The sequence below is a fragment of the Thiomonas sp. UBA7699 genome (genome assembly GCF_002482605.1).
In the GTDB taxonomy this organism is placed as follows: Bacteria; Pseudomonadota; Gammaproteobacteria; order Burkholderiales; family Burkholderiaceae_C; genus Thiomonas; species Thiomonas arsenitoxydans.
Window position 1 is genome coordinate 125,357 of the sequence record NZ_DLGH01000015.1, and the last position, 24,568, is coordinate 149,924.

28 protein-coding genes and 2 pseudogenes are annotated in these 24,568 nt (G+C 63.8%); 8 read left to right on the forward strand and 22 right to left on the reverse strand.

Translation table 11 applies throughout. The annotated features are described in order from the left end of the window. The first annotated feature begins 2 nt into the window (after positions 1-2). Positions 3-194 carry a DUF2905 domain-containing protein gene (locus tag B3H47_RS06080; RefSeq protein ID WP_286730111.1) on the forward strand — a complete coding sequence of 64 codons (192 nt, stop codon included), beginning with the start codon at positions 3-5 and terminating at the stop codon, positions 192-194. Here the strand turns inward: B3H47_RS06080 and B3H47_RS06085 are convergent. After that, positions 175-1,383 carry an MFS transporter gene (locus tag B3H47_RS06085; protein WP_286986468.1) on the reverse strand — a complete coding sequence of 403 codons (1,209 nt, stop codon included), beginning with the start codon at positions 1,381-1,383 and terminating at the stop codon, positions 175-177. The two genes, B3H47_RS06080 and B3H47_RS06085, sit on opposite strands and share 20 nt — an antisense overlap. Positions 1,384-1,500: 117 nt before the next feature. On the opposite strand from B3H47_RS06085, the gene B3H47_RS06090 reads away from it, so the two are divergent. Further along, the gene (locus tag B3H47_RS06090; RefSeq protein ID WP_286986469.1) at positions 1,501-2,442 is read left to right on the forward strand and encodes a LysR substrate-binding domain-containing protein; all 942 of its coding nucleotides are present in this window, start codon (positions 1,501-1,503) and stop codon (positions 2,440-2,442) included. On the opposite strand, the gene B3H47_RS06095 is transcribed toward B3H47_RS06090, so the two are convergent. From B3H47_RS06095 to B3H47_RS06130, 8 genes and pseudogenes are all read right to left on the reverse strand, one after another. Continuing rightward, positions 2,360-3,274, reverse strand: a complete 915-nt coding sequence (locus B3H47_RS06095) for a DUF3014 domain-containing protein (RefSeq protein ID WP_286986470.1) — start codon at positions 3,272-3,274, stop codon at positions 2,360-2,362. The two genes, B3H47_RS06090 and B3H47_RS06095, sit on opposite strands and share 83 nt — an antisense overlap. A gap of 82 nt (positions 3,275-3,356) precedes the next feature. Further along, the gene (locus tag B3H47_RS06100) at positions 3,357-4,664 is read right to left on the reverse strand and encodes a glycerate kinase type-2 family protein (RefSeq protein WP_286986472.1); all 1,308 of its coding nucleotides are present in this window, start codon (positions 4,662-4,664) and stop codon (positions 3,357-3,359) included. A 21-nt stretch (positions 4,665-4,685) separates the two neighbouring features. Continuing rightward, positions 4,686-5,585: pseudogene (locus B3H47_RS06105) on the reverse strand (2-hydroxy-3-oxopropionate reductase); the annotation flags it as partial. Between the two features lie 27 nt (positions 5,586-5,612). Further along, positions 5,613-6,386 carry a hydroxypyruvate isomerase gene (hyi, locus tag B3H47_RS06110; protein ID WP_286986473.1) on the reverse strand — a complete coding sequence of 258 codons (774 nt, stop codon included), beginning with the start codon at positions 6,384-6,386 and terminating at the stop codon, positions 5,613-5,615. A gap of 10 nt (positions 6,387-6,396) precedes the next feature. Continuing rightward, positions 6,397-8,145, reverse strand: a complete 1,749-nt coding sequence (gene gcl, locus B3H47_RS06115; protein ID WP_286986474.1) for a glyoxylate carboligase — start codon at positions 8,143-8,145, stop codon at positions 6,397-6,399. 127 nt (positions 8,146-8,272) lie between these two features. Continuing rightward, entirely contained in the window at positions 8,273-8,722 is a 450-nt protein-coding gene (locus tag B3H47_RS06120; protein ID WP_286986475.1) for a phosphate-starvation-inducible PsiE family protein, read from the reverse strand. A 27-nt stretch (positions 8,723-8,749) separates the two neighbouring features. Further along, complete coding sequence (locus B3H47_RS06125; RefSeq protein ID WP_013107261.1) at positions 8,750-8,941, reverse strand: 4-oxalocrotonate tautomerase; 192 nt, start codon at positions 8,939-8,941, stop codon at positions 8,750-8,752. A gap of 34 nt (positions 8,942-8,975) precedes the next feature. Next, the gene (locus B3H47_RS06130) at positions 8,976-10,106 is read right to left on the reverse strand and encodes a 3-deoxy-7-phosphoheptulonate synthase (RefSeq protein WP_286986476.1); all 1,131 of its coding nucleotides are present in this window, start codon (positions 10,104-10,106) and stop codon (positions 8,976-8,978) included. 489 nt (positions 10,107-10,595) lie between these two features. Between B3H47_RS06130 and B3H47_RS06135 the strand changes: the two genes are divergently transcribed. From B3H47_RS06135 to rarD, 6 genes are all read left to right on the forward strand, one after another. Then, on the forward strand, positions 10,596-11,834 hold the full coding sequence (locus B3H47_RS06135) for an efflux RND transporter periplasmic adaptor subunit (protein WP_286986477.1): 1,239 nt from the start codon (positions 10,596-10,598) through the stop codon (positions 11,832-11,834). 20 nt (positions 11,835-11,854) lie between these two features. Beyond that, complete coding sequence (locus B3H47_RS06140) at positions 11,855-13,057, forward strand: ABC transporter permease (RefSeq protein WP_013124312.1); 1,203 nt, start codon at positions 11,855-11,857, stop codon at positions 13,055-13,057. Positions 13,058-13,065: 8 nt separating this feature from the next. Next, a complete protein-coding gene (locus B3H47_RS06145; RefSeq protein ID WP_286730119.1) occupies positions 13,066-13,794 on the forward strand; it encodes an ABC transporter ATP-binding protein in 729 nt (242 codons plus the stop codon). A 38-nt stretch (positions 13,795-13,832) separates the two neighbouring features. Then, positions 13,833-14,972, forward strand: a complete 1,140-nt coding sequence (locus B3H47_RS06150) for a carbohydrate porin (RefSeq protein ID WP_286730120.1) — start codon at positions 13,833-13,835, stop codon at positions 14,970-14,972. A gap of 61 nt (positions 14,973-15,033) precedes the next feature. Beyond that, positions 15,034-16,125: a redox-regulated ATPase YchF gene (gene ychF / locus B3H47_RS06155; protein ID WP_013107267.1), complete on the forward strand. Its 1,092-nt coding sequence runs from the start codon at positions 15,034-15,036 to the stop codon at positions 16,123-16,125. Between the two features lie 116 nt (positions 16,126-16,241). Next, positions 16,242-17,165, forward strand: coding sequence for an EamA family transporter RarD (rarD, locus tag B3H47_RS06160; protein ID WP_286730121.1), 924 nt, complete (start codon positions 16,242-16,244; stop codon positions 17,163-17,165). 30 nt (positions 17,166-17,195) lie between these two features. Here the strand turns inward: rarD and B3H47_RS06165 are convergent, their stop codons facing one another. The 13 genes and pseudogenes from B3H47_RS06165 to tuf all read right to left on the reverse strand — a co-directional run. Next, positions 17,196-18,509, reverse strand: coding sequence for a Glu/Leu/Phe/Val family dehydrogenase (locus tag B3H47_RS06165; RefSeq protein ID WP_286730122.1), 1,314 nt, complete (start codon positions 18,507-18,509; stop codon positions 17,196-17,198). Between the two features lie 333 nt (positions 18,510-18,842). Further along, positions 18,843-19,109, reverse strand: coding sequence for a 30S ribosomal protein S17 (gene rpsQ, locus B3H47_RS06170; protein WP_013107270.1), 267 nt, complete (start codon positions 19,107-19,109; stop codon positions 18,843-18,845). Between the two features lie 3 nt (positions 19,110-19,112). Next, the gene (gene rpmC / locus B3H47_RS06175; RefSeq protein ID WP_013107271.1) at positions 19,113-19,319 is read right to left on the reverse strand and encodes a 50S ribosomal protein L29; all 207 of its coding nucleotides are present in this window, start codon (positions 19,317-19,319) and stop codon (positions 19,113-19,115) included. 10 nt (positions 19,320-19,329) lie between these two features. Continuing rightward, complete coding sequence (rplP, locus tag B3H47_RS06180; protein WP_013107272.1) at positions 19,330-19,746, reverse strand: 50S ribosomal protein L16; 417 nt, start codon at positions 19,744-19,746, stop codon at positions 19,330-19,332. Between the two features lie 24 nt (positions 19,747-19,770). After that, positions 19,771-20,583, reverse strand: coding sequence for a 30S ribosomal protein S3 (gene rpsC, locus B3H47_RS06185; protein WP_276729681.1), 813 nt, complete (start codon positions 20,581-20,583; stop codon positions 19,771-19,773). A gap of 9 nt (positions 20,584-20,592) precedes the next feature. Then, positions 20,593-20,922, reverse strand: a complete 330-nt coding sequence (gene rplV, locus B3H47_RS06190; RefSeq protein ID WP_013107274.1) for a 50S ribosomal protein L22 — start codon at positions 20,920-20,922, stop codon at positions 20,593-20,595. A 9-nt stretch (positions 20,923-20,931) separates the two neighbouring features. Further along, positions 20,932-21,207, reverse strand: a complete 276-nt coding sequence (gene rpsS / locus B3H47_RS06195; RefSeq protein WP_013107275.1) for a 30S ribosomal protein S19 — start codon at positions 21,205-21,207, stop codon at positions 20,932-20,934. Between the two features lie 10 nt (positions 21,208-21,217). Continuing rightward, positions 21,218-22,042: a 50S ribosomal protein L2 gene (gene rplB, locus B3H47_RS06200; protein ID WP_013107276.1), complete on the reverse strand. Its 825-nt coding sequence runs from the start codon at positions 22,040-22,042 to the stop codon at positions 21,218-21,220. Next, positions 22,043-22,357: a 50S ribosomal protein L23 gene (gene rplW / locus B3H47_RS06205; RefSeq protein ID WP_013124320.1), complete on the reverse strand. Its 315-nt coding sequence runs from the start codon at positions 22,355-22,357 to the stop codon at positions 22,043-22,045. Continuing rightward, positions 22,354-22,974, reverse strand: coding sequence for a 50S ribosomal protein L4 (gene rplD, locus B3H47_RS06210; RefSeq protein ID WP_286730123.1), 621 nt, complete (start codon positions 22,972-22,974; stop codon positions 22,354-22,356). The genes rplW and rplD overlap by 4 nt, the downstream gene beginning before the upstream one ends. Beyond that, positions 22,974-23,636 (reverse strand): 50S ribosomal protein L3, encoded by a 663-nt coding sequence (rplC, locus tag B3H47_RS06215; RefSeq protein ID WP_286730124.1) that lies wholly within the window; start codon positions 23,634-23,636, stop codon positions 22,974-22,976. Before rplC ends, rplD begins: the two co-directional genes overlap by 1 nt. Positions 23,637-23,810: 174 nt before the next feature. Next, on the reverse strand, positions 23,811-24,122 hold the full coding sequence (rpsJ, locus tag B3H47_RS06220) for a 30S ribosomal protein S10 (protein WP_013107280.1): 312 nt from the start codon (positions 24,120-24,122) through the stop codon (positions 23,811-23,813). Between the two features lie 68 nt (positions 24,123-24,190). After that, positions 24,191-24,568: pseudogene (tuf, locus tag B3H47_RS06225) on the reverse strand (elongation factor Tu); the annotation flags it as partial.

Genomic DNA, 24,568 nt, shown 5'->3' on the forward strand with positions numbered 1-24,568 from the left:
CCATGCGCTGGCTGATCGTTTTCATTCTCGCGTCCATCGTGTTTTCGGCGCTGCTGCCCCATCTGCGCCGTTTCGGCATCGGCCGCATGCCGCTGGACTTCACCATCAAACTGTTCGGCCGGGAATGGCTATTTCCCTTCGGCTCCAGCATCCTGCTGTCTTTCCTCGCCTACGTCATCGCGCGGCTGGTGTAGCCCAAATCCGCCAAGCCGCCACACCGATGGCCAGTTGAGCAATCAGCACCAGCGCCACACACCCGGCCCAGCCCGCGTGCGCCCAGACCCAGGCCGGGCCGAAAGCGCCCACGCTGCCGCCCACGTAGTAGCACAGCACATACAGCCCAACGGCGGCTGACCGCGCCTGACCCGCGAGCGCGGGCACCTGCGCCGTGGCCATCGACTGCGCGATGAACACGCCGCCGGAACTCAGCGTCAGCCCCAGCACGATGGCCCAGACCGGACTGAGCAGGGTCAGCAACATGCCCCCGCTGCCCAGCGCCACCGCCGCAACGAACACCCGCCGCTTGCCAAATTTCCACGCCAGCTTGCCCGCCAGCGGCGTGGCCACCATGCCCACCAGATACACGGTGAACAGCAGGCTCAGATCCTTGAGGTCAAAGCCATAGGGCGGCGCCGCCAGATGAAAGCTCACATAGGTGAAAGTGCAGACCTGCGAGAACAGAATGCCAAAGCCGATGGCGTAGGTGCCGAGCAATTTGGGGTTGCGCAGGTGCAAGGCGAAGCCGGACAAAGCGGCGCGCACCCCGCCGCGGCTTGCGGCAAAACGGCGCGATGCGGGCAAGCCGCGCGCAATCAACAGCAGGAACAGCAGATTGATTGCACCCAGCACCACAAAAGCCGCCTGCCAGCCCGCGTGCGCGGTGACCATGCCCGCGATGAAGCGTCCGCTGAAGCCCCCGGCCACTGAGCCCGAGATGTAGAGCGCGGTCACCGCCGGAACTTCGGAGGGCGGCCATTCCTCGCTGATATAGGCCACCGTCGCGGTGAACACGCCGGGAATGCACAAGCCCTCGATCGCCCGCCACACTAGCAGGCCGTGCAGCGAGGTGGCCGTGGCCGCCAGCAGGGTAGACAACCCCAGCCCCGCAAGCGAGACCAGCAGCACCCGCTTGCGGCCGAAGCGGTCTGCCGCGATGCCTGAAAACGGCGCCGCCACCGCGACCGCCAGGGTGGTGAAGGTGATGGTCAGACTGAGCTCGGCCACGCTGGCGTGGAACACCGACTGCAGGCTGGGCAGCAGGCCCTGCGTGAGGTACATGGTGAAAAACGCGCACATGCCCGCCGCCGTCACCGCGGCGCGGCGGAGCCACTCGGGCGGGCCTGCGGCATCCTGAAGCGATGGGGACAAAGCGGTGGTGGACATGGGCGGGATGATTCGGGGGCGATACGGCGAGGCCAGCTTGCCCCGCCTCATAACAGCTTAAGTCCGCCTGTTTGATAGGTGAAATATCATTTTCTAAAACTCTGATCTGATTTCGATATGGACTTACGCCATCTGCGCTACTTCGTCGCCGTGGCCGAAGAGCGCCACTTCACCCGAGCCGCGCAGCGCCTGCACGTGTCGCAACCGCCGCTGAGCCAGCAGATTCAGGCGCTGGAAGCCGAGCTCGGCGTGCCCTTGTTCACCCGCGGGCGCAGCGGAGTGCAGCGCACGGCCGCTGGCGACGCCCTGCTGCCGCTGGCGCGGAGCATTCTCGACGCGGTGGAACACGCCGTTGCGCAGACCCGGCAGGTCGGCCGCGGCGAGACCGGCAGGCTGGCCGTGGGCTTTGCCGGCTCGATGCCCTTCACCGATGTGATGCCCCGGCTGCTGCGCGACTTTCGCGCCGCCTGGCCGCAGGTCGCGCTCGATCTGCGCGAGCAGCCTTCGCAATCGCAGATCGACGACCTGCTCGCGCACCGCCTCGATCTGGGCTTCATCCGCACCACGCAACTGATGCACGACCCCCGCCTGTCCACCCTGGTGGTGCAGCGCGAGCCCTTGTTGGCCGCTCTCCATGCCGACCACCCCCTGGCCGCGCGGGCCAGTCTGCGCCTGAACGATCTGCGCGACCAACCCTTTGTGATCTACAGCGCCAGCCTGGGCGCCGGTCTGCGCGAACAGACGCTGGCGCTGTGCGCCCAGGCGGGTTTCAGCCCGCACACCGCGCAGGAAGTGCACGAAATGCCCACCCTCATCGGGCTGATCTCGGCCGGATTGGGCGTGGGCATCGTCGCTGCGTCGATGCAGCGCGCCCAGTTGCCCTGGGTCGCCTACCGGCCGCTGGCCGATGTGCAGGCCAGCACCGAGGTGCTCTTGGTGTGGCGGCGCGATGATCCGCAGCCGCCGCTGCGCAACTTCATTGCGCAGGCGAAGGCGCTGTTGCCGCAGGCTGCATCTGCGCCCGCAAATCCTGACGGAACTGCTGCAGCCAGTCCTTGACCGCGCGCTCGTTCTCCAGCCCCATGCGCATGAGGATTTTCTGCCCCGCCGGGGCGGCTTCGAGCGCCGGGTCGGCGTAGGTGTAGAGCACCTTGGGCTGGCGCAACAGCACCGCCCCCTGCGGCTCGGGTGCCTGCAGCAGATTGGCGATCACGGCCAGCAGGCGGTCGTTGAACGCGCTTTTGGGATGCCCCAGCTCGCGCCACGCCTGCTCGCACAGCGGGTAGAGCTGCACATAAAGCTGCGCGGCGCGCTGCGGCGAGATGGCGGTGAGCATCTGCACATAAGGCGCATAGCGGCGGGCATTGTCCGGCGCGATGGCCAGATCGGCCCCCTGCCCCGTGGTGCGCAGCGCGCCGGGAACGGGATGCACCGGCCAGACCTGCTGCGGCACGGTCTTCCGCGTCAGGTTGTCCACCGTGGCGACAAAGTGCAGGATGAGATGGCGCGGCACCAGCCAAGCCAACCCAGGCTTGCCGAGCAAGGCGCCGAGCTCTTGCAGCACCGTCGCATCGCTGTGGTGCAAGGCGGGCAGCGAGGCCGTGCTGGCGGGCAGTTGCAGCGGCGCTGATGCCACCGGGGCCACCGAGGCCGCAGGCTGGGGCGCACTGCCGGGCGCGGCGGGCGCGCTGCTTGTCTTTGCGGGGGCGGAGGCTGCCGTGGGCACAGCGGCCGTATGGCCCATCCAGGCCTGCGTCCACTTTTGCAGACGCTCGCGGTTGGCATAGCCCAGCACGACCAGCGCCACAATCAACAACACGGCCACCAGCCAGCCCACGCGGCGCGGCGGCGGTGGACGCAAGGGATCGTTGGACGGGGCAGACTGCGGCATGGCGACCTCCGAAAAAACGGGCTGCCGCAGTATGCCAGCATGCGCTGTAAACAGGTTTTACCGCGGGGCTTTTACGAAGGAATCAAAGCACCAGCACGGCGCGGAAATCGTTGACGTTGGTGTAAGTCGGCCCTGGCACCAGCAGGTCGCCAGTGGCGGCGAACAGGGAGTAGGCGTCGTGGCCGTCGAGCACAGTGCGGGGGTTCAGCCCGGCGGCGCGGGCGCGGGTGAGGGTGTCGGGCGTGATCCAGGCGCCGGCGTTGTCTTCGCTGCCGTCGATGCCGTCGGTGTCCCCGGCCAGCGCCCAGACGCCCGCCTCGCCGTCGAGGGCCAGCGCCAGGGCGAGCAGAAACTCGGTGCCGCGCCCGCCCTTGCCGGGCGTGCTGCCTTTGGCCACGGTCACGGTCGTCTCACCGCCGGAGAGGATGACGCAGGGCTTGGCGAAAGGCGTGCCATGACGCGCCACGCTGCGGGCCAGCGCCGCATGCGCCAGCGCGATGTCGCGCGATTCGCCTTCCATATCGTCGGCCAGGACATGCGCGGGCACACCCGCCTGCGCGCAAGCCTCTGCCACGGCTTGCAGCATTTGCCGCGGGGTGGCGATGAGTTCGACGCGGTTGCCGCTGAACACGGCGTCGCCCGGCTTGGGCGTCTCCAGCGCGCCGCTCTGCAGCCCGGCACGGATGCTCACGGGAATGCCGATGCCGTAACGCTCGATGATTTCCAGCGCCTGCGCGCAGGTGGTGGGATCGGGCACGGTGGGGCCGCTGGCGATGGTCGCGGGATCGTCGCCGGGCACGTCAGAGATCAGCAGCGTGAGCACCTGTGCGGGCGCGCAGGCGGCGGCGAGCCGTCCGCCCTTGATGGCCGAGAGGTGCTTGCGCACGCAGTTCATTTCTCCAATGGTGGCGCCGCTCATCAGCAGTTCGCGGTTGATGCGCTGTTTGTCGGCCAGGGTCAGCCCCTCGGCGGGCAGAGGCAGCAGCGCCGAGCCGCCGCCGGAGATGAGGCAGACGACGAGATCATCGGCGGTGAGACCCTGGGTGAGCGCCAGCATGCGCCGCGCGGCCGCTTCCCCTGCGGCGTCGGGCACGGGGTGCGCCGTTTCGACCAGTTCGATGCGGCCCGGTTTGTCGCACAGCGCGGGGGGGACATAGCCATAGCGCGTCGCGACGAGCCCGGAAATCGGCGCGTCCTGCGGCCACAACGCGTCGAGCGCCTCGACCATGGCGCCGCTGGCCTTGCCCGCACCGATCACCAGAGTGCGACCCTTGGGCGGCGGCGGCAGAAACGGCGCCATGATGCTGCGCGGCTGCGCGCGGGCCACGGCCACGTCGAACAGGGCACGCAGAAACGCGACGGGCTCGTCAGTGGCGCTAGGCAGGGTCATGGGGCAGTCGCTGCAGTCGTCTCAGGCGTCCGGCGCAATGGTGTGGTGGCTCATCAGCTCCACCGCACGGCACAGCGCGGAGTGATCGAGCCCGTCCATGCCGTTGGCGGTGCAGGCCGACATGAGTTGCTGCGCCACGGCGGTGTTGGGCAGTGCCACACCGAGTTGCTTCGCACCCGACAGCGCCAGGTTCAGATCTTTCTGGTGCAGGTTAATGCGAAAGCCCGGCTGGAAGGTGCGCTTGACCATGCGCTCGCCGTGCACTTCGAGAATGCGTGAGGCCGCGAAGCCGCCCATCAGCGCCTGGCGCACCTTGGCCGGATCGGCCCCGGCCTTGCTGGCGAACAGCAGCGCCTCGGCCACGGCCTGGATGTTGAGCGCGACGATGATCTGGTTGGCCACCTTGCAGGTCTGGCCGTCGCCATTGTCGCCGACCCGGGTGATGTTCTTGCCCATGAGTTTGAACAGGGGCTCGACCTTGTCGAACACCTCCTGCTTGCCGCCGACCATGATGGTCAGGCTCGCGGCCTTGGCGCCGACCTCGCCGCCAGACACCGGCGCATCCAGATACTCGCAACCCAGCGCGTTGATCTGCTGGGCGAAAGCCTTGGTTTCCATCGGCCCGATGGAGCTCATATCCACCACGATCTTGCCCGGCGTCAGCCCCTGGGCCACGCCATCGTCGGCGAACAGCACCTGCTGCACATCGGGCGTGTCGGGCACCATGGTGAAAATGATGTCGGCCTTTTGCGCCACTTCGGCATTGCTGGCGCAAGGCTTGGCGCCTGCGTCGAGCAGGGCTTGCGGCACTTTGCTGCGGGTGTGGACGTACAGCGTATGCCCGCCCGCCAGCAAATGGCCCGCCATGGGCGTGCCCATGATGCCCAGTCCGATGAATCCCAGTGTTGCCATGTCGATCTCCGTTTTATTGTGAACGTGGGGTTGGGTTTACAGCCCGGCCAGCCAGCCCAGCCCAGCGGTCGTGGTGGTCTTGGGCTTGTATTCGCAGCCGATGTGGCCGGTGTAGCCGATACGGTCGAGGTGCTGGAACAGGAAGGCGTAGTTGATCTCGCCAGTGCCCGGCTCGTTGCGCCCGGGGTTGTCGGCCAGTTGGATGTGGGCGATGCGCGGCAGGTGCTTTTGCATCGTCGCGGCCAGCTCGCCTTCCATGCGTTGCATGTGATAGATGTCGTACTGCAGGAACAGGTTGTCGCTGCCCACCTCGTCCATAAGGGCCAGCGCCTGCGCCGTGCCGTGCAGGTAAAAACCGGGAATGTCGAAGGTGTTGATCGGCTCGATCAGCAGACGGATGCCGTGGGCGCCGAGTTGCGCCGCGGCGTAACGCAGGTTGCCGACCATGGTGGCGCGCAGCAAGGCGGGGTCGGCGCCCGCCGGGGCCTTGCCCGCCAGACAGTTGAGTTGGGTGACGCCCAGCGCTGTGGCGTAGTCGATGGCGCGGGCCACGCCCTCGCGGAATTCATTCACCCGGTCGGGCAGGCAGGCGATGCCGCGCTCGCCCGCGTCCCAGTCGCCCGCGGGCAGGTTGTGCAGCACGATCTGCACACCGGCTTGCTGCGCGGCGTTGCGCACCTGCTGCGCGGTGTGGGCGTAGGGAAAGAGAAATTCCACCGCCTTGAAACCGGCTTTGGCGGCAGCTTCAAAACGGTCGATGAAAGGCTCTTCGGTGAAGAGCATGGTGAGGTTGGCGGCAAATTGGGGCATGGTTCAGTCCTTAAGCAGGAACGAGATCAATCACAGGATCGAATTCGGTGATGGCGTCGATTTCACCACCCATGGAGATATTGGTCACGCGCTCCAGAATGATTTCAACCACCACGGGCACGGCAAACTCCTTCATCAACTGCCGCGCCTGCGCCAGCGCGGGCTGGATTTGATTGGGATCGAACACGCGTATGGCCTTGCAGCCCAGCCCTTCGGTCACCTTGACGAAGTCGATACCGTAACCGCTGACTTCGGGCGAGTTGACGTTGTCGAACGAGAGTTGCACGCAAAAGTCCATGTCGAACTGGCGCTGGCCCTGGCGGATGAGGCCGAGGTAGGAGTTGTTGACCACGATGTGGATGTATGGCAGCTTGAACTGCGCGCCCACTGCCAGTTCCTCGATGAGAAACTGGAAGTCGTAGTCGCCGGAAATGGCCACCACATCCGCGGTCGGATCGGCCACGCGCACGCCCAGCGCAGCGGGCATGGTCCAGCCCAGCGGGCCCGCCTGGCCGGCGTTGATCCAGTGGCGCGGCTTTTCCACCTTGAGCAACTGCGCCGCCGCGATTTGCGACAGGCCGATGGTGGTGACATAGCGCGTGTTGGCGTCGAAAAACTCGACCATCTCCTTGTAAACGCGGTGGGGCTTGATGGGAATCTGGTCGTAGTCCCACTTGCGCAGCAGGGTTTGCACCCGCTCGCGGCAGGCGCTCGCCCAGGCGCTGCGGTCTTTGAGCTTGCCCGCCGCCTTGCGCTCGCGCGCCACGGCAATGAACAGTTCGAGCGCCGCCTTGGCATCGGAGGTGATGCCGTAATCGGGCATGAACACCCGGCCGATCTGCGTGGGCTCGATGTCCACATGCAGAATCTTGCGGCCCTTGGCATACACCTCGGGCGAGCCGGTGTGGCGGTTGGCCCAGCGGTTGCCGATGCCCAGCACCAGGTCGGAAGCCAGCAAGTTGGCGTTGCCGCCACGGTGCGAGGTTTGCAGACCGACCATGCCCGCCATGAGCGGGTGGCTGTCGCCAATCGCGCCCCAGCCCATCAGCGTAGGAATCACCGGCACGCCGGTCAACTCGGCGAACTGCACCAGCAGATCGGTGGCATCGGCATTGATCACGCCGCCGCCCGCGACGATCAGCGGGCGCTCGGACGCTTCGAGCATGTCCAGCGCCTTTTCAATCTGCGCCTTGGTCGCCGTGGGCTTGTACACCGCCAGCGGCGCGTAGGTGTCGGGATCGAATTCGATTTCGGCGAGCTGAACGTCCAGCGGCAGATCGATCAGCACCGGCCCCGGACGGCCCGAGCGCATCACATGGAACGCCTGCTGAAACACTTGCGGCACCAGCGCGGGCTCGCGCACGGTGACCGCCCACTTGCACACCGGCTTGGCGATGGACTCGATGTCCACCGCCTGAAAGTCTTCCTTGTACAGCCGCGCGCGCGGGGCCTGGCCGGTGATGCACAGAATGGGAATGGAGTCGGCAATGGCCGAATACAACCCGGTGATCATGTCGGTACCCGCCGGGCCGGAAGTGCCGATGCACACGCCGATATGGCCCGGCGCGGTGCGGGTGTAGCCCTCAGCCATATGCGATGCCGCCTCGACGTGGCGCGCCAGCACATGCGCGATGTGGCCGTTCTTGCGCAGCGCGGAATACAGCGGGTTGATCGCCGCACCCGGCACACCGAAGGCCTGATGCACGCCTTCTTTTTCGAGCACTAAAACTGCGGCATCCACCGCGCGCATTCTGGCCATGATTCCCTCTCCTCGTTGGGGCGCCCGGCGAACGATGCGGGGCATTTCAGGCCATGAGTCTATTGATGAGATGACAGGAAGTGAATGGAAGGATAAAGCGAAAGATTCAGTACTTTTCGGTAGTCAATCAACTTCCGGGGTCTGCCCCCTGCTCGCCCGGCATCACCCGGCGCACCAGAAAGTAAGTGATGCCCACCGCCACGACCGCTGCGGTGATCAGGCCGTAAGTCCAGGCCCAGTTCTGCAACTGCCCCTGGCTCTCGACCGGAATGATGATGAGCTGTCGCAACAAAGTGATGAGTGCGGCCTCGATGAACACCAGCACCGAAAAATTGCCGGTGCGCATGTAACGGATTTCGGCGGAAATCAGCGAAGACAGCACCCAGAGGATGAACAGATTGCCCAGCGCATGCAAAAACCCCTGCGCCACCGCGCCGGAACGCACGGTCTGCACCACGTCCTGCCCGAACTGCCAGATCAGCAGCAGGCTGGCCACGAGCAGCACGACGGCCATGAACACATGAAGCAGCTTGTTGGCCTGCTCCATCAGCGATTCAAACCACTTATAGCCCACCATGTGGCGCTCCCGTCTGAAACTGGACGTTCACTCGCGCGGCTCGCTCCACAGCTTGCCGCCGGTGGCCCAGTGCGCCTTGGGCACCTCGTTGAGAATGATGTCCACCGCGTCGGGCGAACACTTGAGCGTGTCCACCACGGCCTGCGTGATGGCTTCAATCAGCTGTTTTTTCACCTCGGGGCTGCGGCCCTCGAAAAGGTCGATACGGATGGCGGGCATGGGGTCTCCTACGGTTGCATGACAAAGTAAAAGCTTACTTCGCTGACTTGTGTTTGCGCCGTGCTTTGACGCCGTCGGCCAGCACCTGCATCAATTCGACCGAATCGTCCCACGGCAGGCAGGCGTCGGTGATGCTTTGGCCGTACTGCAGCTTGGACGGGTCGTCCTTGCCTGCGGTGAACTTTTGCGCCCCGCCGTGCAGATGGCTCTCGGCCATGACGCCGAAAATGCAGCGCTCTCCAGCAGCCAGTTGCGCGGCGATGTCGCGCGCCACGTCGAGCTGACGCATGTGCTGCTTGGCGCTGTTGGCATGCGAACAGTCGATCATCAGGCGGCAGTCGAGCTTGGCCTCTTCGAGTGCGGCGCAGGCCTCGCGCACGCTGGCGGCGTCGTAGTTCGGCGTCTTGCCGCCGCGCAGAATGACGTGGGTGTCTTTATTGCCGCGGGTCTGCACGATGGCTACTTGGCCGTTCTTGTGTACCGACAGAAACGAGTGCGGCCGACGCGCAGCGTGAATCGCGTCGATGGCGATGCGCAGACTGCCATCGGTACCGTTCTTGAACCCGATCGGCGCCGACAACCCCGAAGCCAGCTCGCGGTGCACCTGGCTCTCGGTGGTGCGCGCGCCGATGGCGCCCCACGAGATGAGATCGGCGATGTATTGCGGCGAAATCACGTCGAGAAATTCGCTGCCAGCAGGCACGCCCAGACGATTGATGTCGATCAGCACCTCGCGGGCGATGCGCAGCCCTTCATCGATGCGAAAACTCTCGTCCAGATACGGATCGTTGATCAGCCCCTTCCAGCCCACCGTGGTGCGCGGTTTTTCGAAATACACCCGCATGACGATTTCCAGCTCGCCCGCATGTTGTTTGCGCAACACCGCCAGCCGCTGGGCGTAGTCGAGCGCAGCCTTGGGGTCGTGGATCGAGCACGGGCCGATGATGAGCAACAGCCGGTCGGCCTCGCCGTGGATGATGCGATGCAAGGCGTGGCGGGTATCGGCCACCAGCGCTTCCACCGGGGTGTCGGCGATGGGAAAGAATCGGATCAGATGCTCGGGCGGCGGCAGGGGCACGATGTGCTTGATGCGGGCGTTGTCGGTGCGGGAGGTCTTGTCCTCCTGCGGTTTGTGCAAGGTTTCTGCGGCGGATTTGGACGGCATCGGAATTTCTCCAGCAAGCATTGAGGACAGGGAGGCCGCCGCCGAGGCAACGGCAAGATCACTTGGGGTATGGGCTTCGTACATGGGGGTTTGCACCGCGTGGTTTTCGCCACACCAGCCCGAAAAAAAACCGCCGGGCTGGGCCGGCGGTTTTTGAGGATTTGTGAGCTGCGTTATTCAGTCGCGCTTCAGCCTCTCCCTCCGCCGGTGCGGTGCGAGAAATACCAAAAACCAAAAAACAAGCGGTTTGCGGTCATGGTGAGGTGATAGCGTTCTGCGTCTGAAGGCTTCGATTGAAGCAGAACGGGCACTTACTGGCAAGCGTGCGTGGGCGTTTTCTGACCTCAAAATGGTTCCGCACTTTGTCGCAGCGCAACAGCGCCTGCGGCAGCGAACAAACCCCGCAGCGCAGCACTTATCTCCTCTCTATGATGTTCAACTTTCGCCCCGACGCCACTCCGGGCGTCGAAAATCTCCGCCGTTCAACTCATGCCCGCCCCGTCCAAAACCTCCCGATTTCCCTGGCAGCGCCTGCTTTGGGTGCTGCTCGCACTGGCCATTGCGGCTGCCGTGCTGTGGTGGCGCAGCCGTCCGCCCGTCGTGCCCGGCTACAAAATCGAGACCCGCAATCTGGTGCAAAACGTGGTGGCCACCGGCTATGTGATCACCCCGTCCAGAGTGCAGGTGGCGAGCGAAATCACCGGCACCGTGGTGAAACGGCTGGTCGATCGCGGCGCGCATGTCAAGGCCGGGCAGGTGTTGCTGGAACTGCGAGCCGACCAGACTTCTGCCCAGCTCGACCAGGCGCGGGCGGCGCTGCGCCAGCTGGTTGAACAATCACGTCCGCAGGCCGCCGCCGCGCTGGCGCAGGCCAAGGTGCAGGTCGAGCAGGCTGAGCGCGACCTGAAACGCGCTCAGGGTGTGTTCGACGCGGGAGGCGGCTCGGCGCAGCAACTCGAACAGGCGCAGACCGCCCTGCGAAACGCCCGTCAGCAGCGCGACAGCGCCCAGGCGGCTTACAACGCCGTGGCGCCCGGCGGCGCACAACAGCGCGTCCTTGAAGCCGCGCTCAATGCCGCCAGCGCGGTGAATGCGCGCAATGTGGTGCGCGCCGGGGTGTCGGGCGTGGTGCTCGCGCGCAATGTGGAAGTGGGCGATACGGTCACGCCCGGGCAGACGCTTTTTACTCTGGCGATGGACGGGGCGACGGAAATCCTGCTGCCGGTCAACGAACAAAGCATTGGCAATCTGCAGATCGGGCAGCAGGCGCAGTGTGTGGCGGATGCTTACCCCGACCGCAGCTTCGCCGCGCAGGTGAGTTTTCTCGCGCCGCAGGTCGACCGCACCACGGGCACTCTGGAAGTGCGCCTGCGCGTGCCCTCCCCGCCTGCCTGGCTCAAGCAGGACATGACGGTGTCGGCCGACATCGTCACCGCGCAGCGGCGCAATACCCTGGTCGTGCCCAACGACGCGCTGCGCAGCGTGAACGGCGATCAGGCCACGGTGCTGGTGCTGCGGGGCGGCAGGGCGCAGGCGCAGCAGGTCAAGCTGGGGCTGCAAGGGCTGACGCTGACGCAGGTGGTCTCCGGCCTGTCCTCTGGCGAGTCGGTCCTGGCGGGCAATAGTGTGGCGCCGGGAGAGCGCGTGCGGTTGCAGACGCTGCCGCTGCCCAGCGCCGCTGCCAGTTCGGCGGCTTCGGGCAACGATCTGCCCATGCCGGGCCGCTGAGACCGCGAGCCGCTTCGCCCATGCGCCTGTCCTGGAATATCGCCCTGCAGTTTTTGCGCGATGGCCGCGCGCAGTCGCTGCTCATTCTCATCGGCATTGCCGTGGGCTCGGCGGTGATCGTGTTCATCACCGCCCTGGTCACCGGGCTGCAAGGCAATATCGTCAACCGCACCCTGGGCAGTCAGCCGCAGATCGTGGTGAAGGCGCCCGATCTGGTGCCGCTGACCCCGCCGCCCGCGCCCGACACCACCTATTTGTCGCGCATCGACCCGCGACCGCAGCGCCTGCGCGGCATCGACAACGCCGCCGCGGTGCTGCACGCCATCCGCGGCATGCCCGACGTGAAGGCGGCCACCCCCGTGGTATCGGGCCCGGCATTTGCCCAGCGCGGCAATGCGGTGCGCGCAGTGGCCATTCTTGGCATCGAGCCATCGAGCTATGTGCACATCATTCCCATCAATACCGACATCGTTGCCGGACAGTTTGCCGTGGGCGCGGAAAAAATCCTCATCGGCTCGCGTCTGGCCTCCGATCTCGGCCTGAGCATCGGCGACACGCTGCGCCTGACCGGCCCCTCGGGCCAGGCGCAGGCGTTCCGCGTGGCGGGCATTTTCACCATCGGCGTGCGGGACGTGGACGAGCGCCAGGTTTATCTCGGCTTGCAGCAGGCGCAAACGCTGTTGGGCTTGCCCGGCTCGACCACTGAAATCGACCTGAGCGTGCACGATCTGTTCAGCGCGCAGGCGATTGCTGCACGCATCGCCCGTACCTTCGACGTCAAGGCCGAGAGCTGGATGACGACCAACAGCCAGTTGCTCAACGCGCTGCGCTCACAGTCGCTGTCCACCAACATCATCCGCCTTTCCATCGCCCTGTCGGTGGCGCTGGGCATCGCCAGCGTGCTGGCGGTCAGCGTGGTGCAGCGCACACGCGAAATCGGCATCCTGCGCGCCATGGGCGCCACCCGGCTGCGCATGATGTCGGTGTTTCTCATCCAGGGCGGCGTGCTCGGGCTGATCGGCTCCACCATCGGCGCGCTGCTCGGGGTGAGTCTGGTGTATGTGTTCAACACCTCGGGGCCGCGATTGTTTCCGGTCACCATCAGCCCCTGGCTGGTGCCGCAAGCCATGCTGATCGCCACGCTAGCGGGCATCGTCGCCGCATTCGCACCGGCGCGGCGGGCGTCGCACCTCGATCCGGTCGAGGCCATTCGCACCGTCTGACCCCTGCGATGAACAGCGCCGTCACCCCATCCCCGCCCCCTGTGCTGCGCCTTGACGGCCTGCGCAAGGCCTATGGCGTGGGCACGCCGCTCGAAGTGGAGGTGTTGCACGGCATCGACCTCACGCTGCAGGGCGGAGAGTTTGCCGCGCTTATCGGCCCGTCCGGTTCGGGCAAGAGCACCCTGCTCAACCTCATCGGCCTGCTCGACACGCCCACCCGCGGCGAAATTCATGTGCAGGGCCGTCCCACCGTGGATTTGAACGATACCGAGCGCACTGCCCTGCGCGGCCGCTCGCTGGGCTTCGTGTTCCAGTTCCACCACCTGATCAACGCCTTCAGCGTGATCGACAACGTGATGATGCCCGCGCTGCTCGGCGGTGCAAAGCCCGATGCCGCCACGCGCGAGCGCGCCCTCGAACTGCTCGACGCCGTCGGGCTGGCGATGCACGCCCACAAACGCCCGACCGAACTCTCCGGCGGCCAGCAGCAGCGGGTAGCCATCGCCCGGGCGCTGATGATCCGCCCGCCCATCCTGCTGGCCGACGAGCCCACCGGCAACCTCGACTCACGCGCCGCCGACGAGGTGTTCGCGTTGTTCCGCCGCTTCAACCAGTCTTTCGGCTGCGCGGTGCTGCTGGTGACGCACGACCCGCGCATCGCCGCACGCTGCGACCGGGTGCTGGAAATGCTCGATGGCCGATTGGTGGCGGATCGTGTCCAGACGGCTCAGGCATAATCGCAAATAAGAGTTGTTATTATTTGCGAATCTTGCCGATGAACTGTTTGCGCTTTTTTCCAGTTGCCGGGGTCGTCGCCGCCGCTGCACTCGCTCCCGTTTGGGCGCAGACCACCGACAGTGGTCTGCAGCTTGCGCCCTATACCGCCCCTATCACGCCCCCGAGCCAAACCTGGAACCAGGGTTTGAGCACGTCTTTGCACCTCGACGCAGAAACGCTGGGGGTCATCGGCGGCAAGGGCGCGCGCCAGGCCGTCTCGGTGGCCGCCTTTCAAGCTGCACTCACTCTGGACACAGCGCAGGCCGGCTGGTGGCAGGGCGGCCAGTTCGACCTCATGCTCATGGGCCTGCGCAGCCATGGCAATCTGCAAACGGTGACCAACACGGTGCAGTTGCCGAGCAACCTCTGGGCGCCCAATTTCCTTCGTGTCTATCAGCTCAGCTACCGCCAGCAGTTCGGCCCGGGCTTTGTGCAGGGCGGCATCATGGACGTGAACAATACGTTCGACACCACAGGCGTGGCCGGCCATTTGCACAATGCCTCATTCGGCATCGCCCCGACGCTGACCTCCAATGCCAATATCGCCACCTACCCCAATCCCGGCCTGGGGCTGATGGGCGGGCTCGCCTTGGGCAACGGCTGGTCGGCGCAAGCGGGCGTGTGGCAGGGCGACCCTCCGGGCATGACGGGCGCCCTCCATCGCGGCGCGCTGTGGATCGCCGAGGCTGATCGCTCCTGGGGCGAGGCCGAACACACGCAGGGCACGCTGAAACTGGGCGCTTGGCATCTGCAGCAAAGCACTTCAGCCTACGGCCCCGATAGCAGCGGCTTGTATGCGGTGAATGAATGGCGCTGGAAAGACGCCGACCGACGCGATTGGGCCGCTTTCCTGCAAGGCGGCTGGAGCCCGGCTGCGTCCAACCCGGTACAAGGCTATCTCGGTGCGGGCGTGCGGATTCAGGGGCTGAACGCCGCCCGCCCTGCCGACGTGCTCACCTTGGGCGTAGCACAGGCGCGTTTGCAGGCGCTGCCCAGCGAAACCGTGGTCGAGGCGGTTTACTCGCTGCAACTCGCCCGCCATCTCTACCTGCAGCCCGACATCCAGCACATTCAGAACCCCGGTGGCAAATCCGGTCATCAATGGGTTGCGGGGCTGCGGGTGCACATCGAACATTAGGCGGCCCCCTACAATCCTTGGCTTCGCGCGCGACCTGCGCGCGCTCATCCATCCCCACACCATGAGCCTGAAATGCGGCATCGTGGGCTTGCCCAACGTGGGCAAGTCCACCCTCTTCAATGCGCTGACCCAAAGCGCCATACCGGCGGAAAACTATCCCTTCTGCACCATCGAGCCCAACACCGGCATTGTCGAATTGCCCGATCCGCGGCTCGATCAGCTCGCCGCTATCGTCAAGCCGCAGCGCGTCCTGCCCGCAGTGGTCGAGTTCGTCGATATCGCCGGACTCGTGGCTGGCGCGAGCCAGGGCGAGGGGCTGGGCAACCAGTTTTTGGCGCACATCCGCGAGACCGACGCCATCATCAACGTGGTGCGCTGCTTTGAAGACCCGAATGTGATTCACGTCGCCGGCCGGGTGGACCCGATCTCGGACATCGCCGTGATCCAGACCGAACTCTGCCTGGCCGATCTGGGCACGGCCGAGAAAAGTCTGCACCGTATGAACAAACAGGGGCGCTCCGGCGACAAAGATGCCAAGCGCGTTGCCGATCTGCTCGAGCGCATCATCCCCGCGCTCAACGAAGCCCGCCCGGTGCGCGCCCTGGGGCTCAGCGCCGAAGAGCTGGCCCTGATCGCTCCGCTATGCCTCATCACCGCCAAGCCGGCCATGTTCGTCGGCAACGTGATGGAGGATGGCTTCGACAACAACCCCCACCTGGACCGGCTGCGCGAGTATGCGGCCCAGGAAAACGCCCCAGTCGTGGCCATCTGCGCCAAGCTGGAGAGCGAACTCGCCGGGCTTGATGCCGAAGAAAAACAAGCGTTTCTCGCCGACCTCGGACAGGAAGAACCCGGACTGAACCGCCTCATTCGCTCTGCCTACAAACTTCTTGGGTTGCAGACTTATTTCACCGCCGGGGTGAAGGAAGTGCGGGCTTGGACCGTGCATGTCGGCGCGACCGCGCCGCAGGCCGCCGCAGTGATTCACACCGATTTCGAGCGGGGCTTCATCCGCGCCCAGACCATCGCGTTTGACGATTTCATCCGGTACGGCGGCGAGCAGGGCGCCAAAGACGCGGGCAAGATGCGGGCCGAAGGCAAGGACTACATCGTCAAGGACGGCGACGTGCTGCATTTTCTGTTCAACGTCTGAGCCTTCCTTTGCTGCCGCGCCGCGCGCGCTGCAAATCCTCACGGCTGCAGCTACAGTGTGCAGCCCGGCTTACCGATATCTGTGATCGGCAAGCCCAAAATAAACCATCCGTTCACATGAATTCCGGCGTTGTTTACGCCCTGACGGCGTACGTCATCTGGGGCCTGTTTCCGCTTTACTTCAAGGCGCTCGAACAGGTTCCCTCCCTGCAGATCCTCGCGCACCGCATGGCGTGGTCGCTGCTTTTTGTCGCTTTGCTGCTGGCGGTTCTCAAGCGCTGGTCGTGGATGCGGCTGCTGCGTGAACAGCCCGCCCTGCTCGCCCGCTTTGCGCTCAGTGCCGTACTCCTTTCGAGCAATTGGGGCATCTATATCTGGGCGGTGAACAGCAACCATGTGGTGGACGCAAGCCTGGGCTACTACATCAATCCCTTGGTCAACGTGGCCCTCGGATCGGTTCTTCTGCATGAGCGTCTGCGCGGTCTGCAGTGGGTCGCTCTGGCCATTGCTGCGGCGGGCGTGACGGTCATGGCGATCGAGGTCGGCCATGTGCCTTGGATCAGTCTCAGCCTGGCGCTCACCTTCGGCAGCTACGCGCTGCTCAGAAAGACCGCGCCGCTGGGCGCGCTTGAAGGCCTCGCCGTGGAGACCGCGGTGCTATTCCCGCTGGCTGTGGCCTATCTGTTCTGGTTGAGTACCCAGGGCATGAACGCGTTCGCCTCCGCCGACCTCTCTACGCGCTGGCTGCTGGTGGCCGCAGGCCCGGTCACCACCATCCCCCTGCTGCTGTTCGCTGCGGGCGCTCGCCGCATGTCGATGACCTTGCTGGGGGTTTTGCAGTACATCACCCCCACTCTGCAGCTGGCACTAGGCGTCTGGCTTTATCACGAACCCTTTGCAGCCGCAAAGATGATCGGATTCGGCCTGGTCTGGGTGGGCCTTGCCGTGTTTCTGCTGGACGGTTTACGCGCAGCCTGGGGCCGCCCGGCCACGACGCTGCCGTCATTGGATGACGGCGTCGTGGCGCGCCCCAAGCTCTGAGCGCCCAGGGCCGGGCGCTGACAGTCGACTTCAGGGATAAAGGCCGCGTTCTTCGCGCGCTTGCAGCACTCGCTCGCAAGCCACCACGAATGCGGCCGTTCTCAGGCTGATTTTTAGTTGGTCTGCGGTATCCCAAATCCGGGCCAAGGCATTGCCCAGAATTTTGTCGAGGCGGGCGTTGATGTCGTCTTCATCCCAGAAGAAGCTCGAAAAGTCTTGCACCCATTCGAAGTACGAAACCGTCACGCCACCCGCATTGCAAATCACGTCGGGGACGACAAGAATGCCCCGGCTTGCACAGACATCGTCTGCGCCGGGCAAGGTCGGGCCGTTCGCGCCTTCGAGTATGAGCTTGGCGGTGGTTTTGCGGGCGCGCTCGGCCGTCACCTGCCCTTCGAGGGCGGCGGGAATCAACACATCACAGCGCACATCCCAGAACGCTTCATCGTCGGCTTTTTGTGCGCCCGAGAATCCGGCGACGCCGCCATGACTGCTGACATGACGCAGCAATGCCGCCACATCCAATCCTTGTTCATGAATGATCGTGCCGGTGTGATCCTGCACTGCCACGATCTTCGCACCCGCTTGCGCGAACAACTCCGCCGCTGTGCCGCCCACGTTGCCGAAGCCCTGTACAGCGATCCTCAAACTTTTCACGTCAAGGCCCAGGCGCCTGATGGCCTCACTGCCGGTCACGAACACGCCGCGCCCCGTGGCCTTGACCCGACCGAGAGAACCTCCGAGCTGAATCGGCTTGCCCGTCACCACCCCGGTGGCGGTGGCGCCCACGTTCATGGAATAGGTGTCCATCATCCAGGCCATGATCTGACCGTTGGTGTTGACGTCGGGCGCGGGAATATCCTGCTGCGGCCCGATGATGATGCCGATTTCGCTGGTATAGCGGCGGGTCAGCCGCTCAAGCTCCTTGCGCGACAGCTCTGAAGGGGTCACCCGAATGCCCCCTTTCGCTCCGCCGTAAGGCAGGCCAACGGCGGCGTTCTTGATGGTCATCCAGGCCGACAACGCCATCACCTCCTCCAGCGTGACATTGGGGTGATAGCGCACGCCGCCTTTGCCCGGTCCGCGCGACAGGTTGTGCTGCACGCGGTAGCCCTCGAAGTGCCGCACCGAGCCATCGTCCATCTCGATTGGCACATCGACGATGAGCGCGCGCTTCGGGCGCTTCAAGGTTTCTCCCCAACGGGCCAAATGCCCCAGATGAGGCAGTACCCGATCGACCTGGGCCAGATAGGTCAGCCAGGGGCTGTCCGGCTCGGGATGGATATACGACAGCGTGCAGACCGGCGGTGCGGTTACCTGTTCTTTGGCCTTGGGCGTTTTCATTGTGTCTCCTGTGCTGTGTTGTTGTTCAGCCGAGACCGCCTTGTCCTTGTGAGCCTTGGCGGCATCAGCCGGGGCCGTCAGGGCCCTCAACACACTGTAGTCCGTTGCGCGCGTACCGTACATCCTGTGCGGGTATGCAGAGGCAAGACGTGCAAGCAATTCTGACGGCGTGAGACGATCGGAAAAAAGAACAGTGCAAAAAGCCCGTCGCCCGCCTGCTCCGCATCTGGCGGAACAAACGGGCGACGGGCCCTGATCTATTTATACAGCCACCCTCTGCGCAACAAACGCAAAAGGGGCTGAAAAACGCAAATCAGCAGAAGATAACTGCGATCAGATCACCTGACCTTTGGTGATCAGACGACTGACCACCCACGCCTTGGTCTTGGAGATCGGACGCGATTCCGCGATCTCGACCACATCGTTCAGGTGGTACTGGCCCGACTCGTCGTGCGCGCTGTACTTCTTGGAGCGCGCAATCAACTTGCCATAGATCGGGTGCTGAATACGGCGCTCGACCAGAACGGTGACCGTCTTCTGCCGCTTGTCGCTGACCACACGGCCGACCAGCGTGCGCTGCACTTTCTTTTGTTCAGTCATGGCTTAACCCTTGGCCTTCTTTTCTTGAATCAGGGTACGGACCCGCGCAATGGCGCGCTTGGTGTTACCCAGCTGGCACGTATTCTGAAGCTGCTGCGTGCCCTTCTGCATACGCAGATTGAAGTGGGCCTTGAGCAGACTGTCGAGTTCGGTCTGCAGCGCCGGAATATCCTTGGCGCGCAGTTCGGTGAGTTGAGCGGAAGTTTTCAAATCGCTCTCCTTAGGCGCCGATCTGGCGCGTGACAAAAATGGTGCGGAACGGCAGCTTGGCGGCAGCCAGCTCAAACGCTTCGCGCGCGATAGCCTCGGGCACACCTTCGATTTCGTACAGCACGCGACCGGGCTGGACTTCCGAAACGTAGTACTCCGGGTTGCCCTTGCCGTTACCCATCCGCACCTCGGCGGGCTTGATGGAAATCGGTTTGTCCGGGAACACACGGATCCAGATCCGGCCGCCACGCTTGACGTGACGGGAAATCGCGCGACGAGCCGATTCGATCTGGCGAGCGGTAATGCGGCCGCGGGTGGTCGCCTTCAGGCCGAACTCACCAAAGGCCACCGTGGCGCCGCGTGTAGCCAGGCCCGTGTTGCGGCCTTTTTGCTCTTTGCGGTATTTGCGACGAGCGGGTTGTAGCATGAAATTTCTCCTTAAGCGCTGTCGTTAGGCGCCAGTTGCACCACCGGACTGAGCCGGTTTGCGCACGCGCTTGACAGCAACGGATTTTTCGCCATCGGCAGCCGGTGCGGCACGACGAGCACCGGAAGGACGGGCTGCGCCAGGACGGCGATTGCGACGATCTTCCTCGGGGGCCGCGGGCTCGGCCTTGGCCGGGACGATAGCGCCCTTGGCCGGCGTATCGCCCTTGTAAACCCACACCTTTACGCCGATGACACCGTAGGTCGTCTTGGCTTCAGAAGTCGCGTAGTCGATATTCGCACGCAGGGTCTGCAGAGGCACGCGGCCTTCACGGTACCACTCACGCCGAGCAATTTCGATGCCATTCAGTCGGCCAGAGGACATGATCTTGATACCCTGAGCGCCCATACGCATGGCATTCTGCATGGCACGTTTCATGGCGCGGCGGAACTGAATGCGCTTTTCGAGCTGCTGGGTGATGGAGTCGGCAATCAGTTGGGCATCGATCTCGGGCTTGCGCACTTCTTCGATATCCACAGCGACCGGCACGCCCAAGCGCTTGGCCAGTTCGGCCTTCAGATTTTCAATGTCTTCGCCTTTTTTGCCGATCACCACACCCGGGCGGGCGCTGTAAATGGTGATGCGGGCGTTCTTGGCCGGGCGCTCGATGAGCACGCGCGACACCGAGGCATTTTTCAAACGCTTCGCCAGGTATTCGCGCACCATGATGTCTTCGCTGAGCATCTTGGCGTACTGGGTGCTCGGCGCATACCAGCGCGAAGCCCAGCCGCGGGTGACGGCCAGACGGAAACCGGTCGGATGAATTTTCTGTCCCATATGACGTCCTCAGTTCCCGACTTGAATGTAAATATGGCAGGTGGGCTTGCTGATGCGATTGCCACGACCTTTGGCGCGCGCACTGAAGCGCTTGAGGGTTGCACCCTCTTCCACCATGATCTGAGTCACCTTCAGTTCGTCCACATCGGCGCCATCGTTGTGCTCGGCGTTGGCGATAGCCGACTCCAGAACTTTCTTGATGATGCCCGATGCCTTCTTGGGCGAGAACTCCAGGATGTTCAAAGCGGAGTCCACTTTTTTACCGCGAATCAGATCCGCCACCAGACGGCCTTTTTGGGCCGAGAGGCGAACGCCGCGTAGGGTTGCACGAGTTTCCATGTGTCTGCCTTACTTCTTCGCCTTTTTATCGGCGGGATGTCCTTTGAATGTCCGCGTCAGCGCGAATTCGCCAAGCTTGTGGCCCACCATCTGGTCGGACACATAGACCGGAACATGCTGCTTGCCGTTGTGCACGGCAATCGTCACGCCGATGAATTCGGGCAGGATGGTGGAACGACGCGACCAGGTCTTCACCGGGCGCTTGTCTTTGGTGCTGACAGCAGCTTCAACTTTCTTCAGCAGATGCTGGTCGCAGAATGGACCTTTTTTGAGTGAGCGAGCCATGTGCTATCCCTTACTTCTTACGACGCGACACGATCATGCTCTGCGTGCGCTTGTTGTTGCGGGTGCGATAACCCTTGGTCGGCGTACCCCACGGGCTGACCGCCACGCGGCCTTCGCCTGTCTTGCCTTCACCGCCGCCATGCGGGTGATCGACCGGGTTCATGGCCACCCCACGCACAGTCGGACGAATGCCTTGCCAACGCTTGGCGCCTGCCTTGCCATACTGGCGCAGGTTGTGCTCTTCGTTGCTCACCTCACCCAGCGTGGCGCGACACTCGATGTGAATGCGGCGAACCTCGCCAGAACGCATACGCACTTGAGCGTGAATGCCTTCGCGCGCCAGCAGCACCGCAGAAGCGCCGGCGGAACGCGCGATCTGGGCACCCTTGCCAGGCTGCATTTCGATGCAATGAATGGTTGAACCCACCGGAATATTGCGGATAGGCAGCGTGTTGCCCGCACGAATCGGCGCCTCGGAGCCGCTCATCAACGTAGCGCCCACTTCGAGGTTGCGCGGCGCAATGATGTAGCGGCGCTCGCCATCGGCGTAGCACACCAGGGCAATGTGCGCGGTACGGTTCGGGTCGTATTCGATACGTTCGACCTTAGCCGGAATGCCGTCCTTGTCGCGACGGAAATCGACCACACGGTAATGGTGCTTGTGACCACCGCCGCGATGGCGCGTGGTGATATGACCATTGTTGTTGCGGCCAGCCTTCTGGAACTGGGGCTCGAGCAGCGAACGCTCGGGCTCACCCTTGTACAGATGCGGGTGCGAGACCTTGACGACGGCGCGGCGGCCAGCCGAGGTCGGTTTGACTTTGACGACGGGCATTTAGATACCCTCCTGCGCGAAATTCAGCTCTTGGCCCGCCTTCAGGCAGACATAGGCTTTCTTAACATGATTGCGACGGCCCGTGCCACGCGCAGTGCGCTTGACCTTGCCCTTGATGTTGGCGACCTGGACCGACTCGACATCGACCTTGAACAGCAGTTCGACGGCAGCCTTGATCTCAGGCTTGGTCGCATCACGCAGGACGCGAAACACGACTTGATTGCGCTTTTCAGCGACCATCGTCGCCTTTTCCGAAATGACCGGCGTGCTGAGCACCTGCATCAGACGCTGCGGATTGAGAACGGCCTGCGTCATGACAGCATCTCCTGAAGTTGGCTGACTGCACCCTTGGTCATCACGACCTTCTTGTAGAACAGAAGGGACAGCGGATCGGCGTAACGCGGCTCGACCACCAGAACATTCGGCAGATTGCGCGCAGCGAGGAACAGATTTTCGTCCGCACCGTCAGCAATGATCATCACCGAGTCGAAGCCCATCGCCTTGCACTTCTCGGCAACCAGCTTGGTTTTCGGCGCCTCCACGGTGAAAGTGTCGACCACCACGAGGCGGCCTTCGCGCGCCAGTTGCGAAAACAGTGAACGCATCCCCGCGCGATAGGCCTTTTTGTTGACCTTGTGCGTGAAGTTCTCGGCCGGCGAATTCGGGAAAATCTTGCCGCCTCCACGCCACAGCGGCGACGACGTCATACCCGCACGAGCGCGGCCAGTACCCTTTTGCTTCCAGGGCTTGCGCGTCGAGTGCTTGACCACCGCACGGTCTTTCTGGGCACGGTTGCCCAGGCGCGCATTGGCCTGATAAGCGATCACGATCTGGTGAACCAGATCTTCGTTGAAGTCACGCCCAAACACCTCGGGGCTGACCTCAAACTTCTCAGTAGGCTGGCCCTGCGCATTGATGAAATCGAGCTGCATCACTGACCTCCTGTCGCAGACTTGACCGCGGGACGCAGAAACACAAAGCCCGAACGCGAGCCCGGCACCGCACCCTTGACGAGGATCAGCTGGCGCACTTCGTCGATGCGAACCACTTCCAGGTTCTGCACTGTCACGGTTTCATTGCCCATCTGACCCGCCATGCGCTTGCCAGGAAACACACGTCCGGGGTCCTGCGCCATACCGATGGAACCCGGCGCACGCGTGGTGACCGAGTTACCGTGAGAGGCGCGGTTGGACGAAAAATTGTGGCGCTTGATCGAGCCAGCGAAGCCCTTGCCGATCGACACGCCCTGCGCATCGACCATCTGCCCCACCTGAAACAGCGAAGCGGGAACCGTCGCCCCCAGCGCGTAATCAGCCGCTTTTTCAGCGGGCAGATCAAATTCCTTGAGGATTTCCGCCGGCTCGACCCCGGCTTTCGCCAAGTGACCCGCCTGACCCTTGGTAAGGCGTGACGGCTTGCGAGAGCCGTAAGCCACTTGGACGGCGCTATAGCCATCCACATCTTGCGTGCGCACCTGCGACACCCGGTTGCCAGACGCATCCAGCACGGTGACGGCGATGGATGCCCCATCGTCGGTGAACACACGCGTCATTCCGACCTTGCGCGTGACAAGGCCCATTGAATGTGAGCTCATTGTTTTCTCCTACCCGGCTACGATTGGCCAGGCCCGTAAGTTATTTAAACGATTCAAGCTACGCGGCTTGAGTCAATTACTGCCAAACTTTACTGCCAACTCTCTTTCCGGCCTCGCCAGAAAGAAAGCCTTAAATCATACATCAACCGCCCTGCGATCTGCAAGGCAGTGCGCTCACTGCAGTTTGATTTCCACATCGACACCCGCAGGCAGATCGAGCTTCATCAAAGCATCTACCGTCTTGTCCGTCGGATCAACGATGTCCATCAGACGCAAATGGGTGCGGATTTCCAACTGATCGCGTGAAGTCTTGTTGACGTGGGGCGAGCGCAGGATGTCAAACCGCTGCAGGCGCGTCGGCAACGGCACGGGGCCTTTAACAATGGCGCCGGTACGCTTGGCGGTATCGACGATCTCCATCGCGGACTGATCGATCAGCTTGTAATCAAACGCCTTCAGGCGAATACGGATTTTCTGATTTTGCATGATGTTCTCTTCAAAGAGCGAAGGCCGACGCCTAAAGTGAACGGCGTCGGCCGATTCCGTTGAACGATTTACTCGATGATCTTGGCCACCACCCCGGCGCCGACGGTACGACCGCCTTCCCGGATGGCGAAGCGCAGACCCTCTTCCATCGCGATCGGGGCGATGAGCTTGACGGTGATGCTGACGTTGTCGCCGGGCATGACCATTTCCTTGTCCTTGGGCAGTTCCACCGCACCGGTGACGTCGGTGGTGCGGAAGTAGAACTGGGGACGGTAGTTGTTGAAGAAGGGGGTGTGACGGCCGCCTTCGTCTTTGCTGAGCACGTAGATCTCGGCGGTGAAGTGGGTGTGGGGCTTGACGCTGCCGGGTTTGCACAGCACTTGGCCGCGCTCGACGTCTTCGCGCTTGGTGCCGCGCAGCAGGATGCCGACGTTGTCACCGGCTTG

Excerpts from the sequence above, each read along its gene's own strand:
- B3H47_RS06080 (WP_286730111.1), top strand. The coding sequence starts at position 3 with ATGCGCTGGCTGATCGTTTTCATTCTCGCGTCCATCGTGTTTTCGGCG.
- B3H47_RS06085 (WP_286986468.1), bottom strand. The coding sequence starts at position 1,383 with ATGTCCACCACCGCTTTGTCCCCATCGCTTCAGGATGCCGCAGGCCCG.
- B3H47_RS06090 (WP_286986469.1), top strand. The coding sequence starts at position 1,501 with ATGGACTTACGCCATCTGCGCTACTTCGTCGCCGTGGCCGAAGAGCGC.
- B3H47_RS06095 (WP_286986470.1), bottom strand. The coding sequence starts at position 3,274 with ATGCCGCAGTCTGCCCCGTCCAACGATCCCTTGCGTCCACCGCCGCCG.
- B3H47_RS06100 (WP_286986472.1), bottom strand. The coding sequence starts at position 4,664 with ATGACCCTGCCTAGCGCCACTGACGAGCCCGTCGCGTTTCTGCGTGCC.
- hyi (WP_286986473.1), bottom strand. The coding sequence starts at position 6,386 with ATGCCCCAATTTGCCGCCAACCTCACCATGCTCTTCACCGAAGAGCCT.
- gcl (WP_286986474.1), bottom strand. The coding sequence starts at position 8,145 with ATGGCCAGAATGCGCGCGGTGGATGCCGCAGTTTTAGTGCTCGAAAAA.
- B3H47_RS06120 (WP_286986475.1), bottom strand. The coding sequence starts at position 8,722 with ATGGTGGGCTATAAGTGGTTTGAATCGCTGATGGAGCAGGCCAACAAG.
- B3H47_RS06125 (WP_013107261.1), bottom strand. The coding sequence starts at position 8,941 with ATGCCCGCCATCCGTATCGACCTTTTCGAGGGCCGCAGCCCCGAGGTG.
- B3H47_RS06130 (WP_286986476.1), bottom strand. The coding sequence starts at position 10,106 with ATGCCGTCCAAATCCGCCGCAGAAACCTTGCACAAACCGCAGGAGGAC.
- B3H47_RS06135 (WP_286986477.1), top strand. The coding sequence starts at position 10,596 with ATGCCCGCCCCGTCCAAAACCTCCCGATTTCCCTGGCAGCGCCTGCTT.
- B3H47_RS06140 (WP_013124312.1), top strand. The coding sequence starts at position 11,855 with ATGCGCCTGTCCTGGAATATCGCCCTGCAGTTTTTGCGCGATGGCCGC.
- B3H47_RS06145 (WP_286730119.1), top strand. The coding sequence starts at position 13,066 with ATGAACAGCGCCGTCACCCCATCCCCGCCCCCTGTGCTGCGCCTTGAC.
- B3H47_RS06150 (WP_286730120.1), top strand. The coding sequence starts at position 13,833 with ATGAACTGTTTGCGCTTTTTTCCAGTTGCCGGGGTCGTCGCCGCCGCT.
- ychF (WP_013107267.1), top strand. The coding sequence starts at position 15,034 with ATGAGCCTGAAATGCGGCATCGTGGGCTTGCCCAACGTGGGCAAGTCC.
- rarD (WP_286730121.1), top strand. The coding sequence starts at position 16,242 with ATGAATTCCGGCGTTGTTTACGCCCTGACGGCGTACGTCATCTGGGGC.
- B3H47_RS06165 (WP_286730122.1), bottom strand. The coding sequence starts at position 18,509 with ATGAAAACGCCCAAGGCCAAAGAACAGGTAACCGCACCGCCGGTCTGC.
- rpsQ (WP_013107270.1), bottom strand. The coding sequence starts at position 19,109 with ATGACTGAACAAAAGAAAGTGCAGCGCACGCTGGTCGGCCGTGTGGTC.
- rplP (WP_013107272.1), bottom strand. The coding sequence starts at position 19,746 with ATGCTACAACCCGCTCGTCGCAAATACCGCAAAGAGCAAAAAGGCCGC.
- rpsC (WP_276729681.1), bottom strand. The coding sequence starts at position 20,583 with ATGGGACAGAAAATTCATCCGACCGGTTTCCGTCTGGCCGTCACCCGC.
- rplV (WP_013107274.1), bottom strand. The coding sequence starts at position 20,922 with ATGGAAACTCGTGCAACCCTACGCGGCGTTCGCCTCTCGGCCCAAAAA.
- rpsS (WP_013107275.1), bottom strand. The coding sequence starts at position 21,207 with ATGGCTCGCTCACTCAAAAAAGGTCCATTCTGCGACCAGCATCTGCTG.
- rplB (WP_013107276.1), bottom strand. The coding sequence starts at position 22,042 with ATGCCCGTCGTCAAAGTCAAACCGACCTCGGCTGGCCGCCGCGCCGTC.
- rplW (WP_013124320.1), bottom strand. The coding sequence starts at position 22,357 with ATGACGCAGGCCGTTCTCAATCCGCAGCGTCTGATGCAGGTGCTCAGC.
- rplD (WP_286730123.1), bottom strand. The coding sequence starts at position 22,974 with ATGCAGCTCGATTTCATCAATGCGCAGGGCCAGCCTACTGAGAAGTTT.
- rplC (WP_286730124.1), bottom strand. The coding sequence starts at position 23,636 with ATGAGCTCACATTCAATGGGCCTTGTCACGCGCAAGGTCGGAATGACG.
- rpsJ (WP_013107280.1), bottom strand. The coding sequence starts at position 24,122 with ATGCAAAATCAGAAAATCCGTATTCGCCTGAAGGCGTTTGATTACAAG.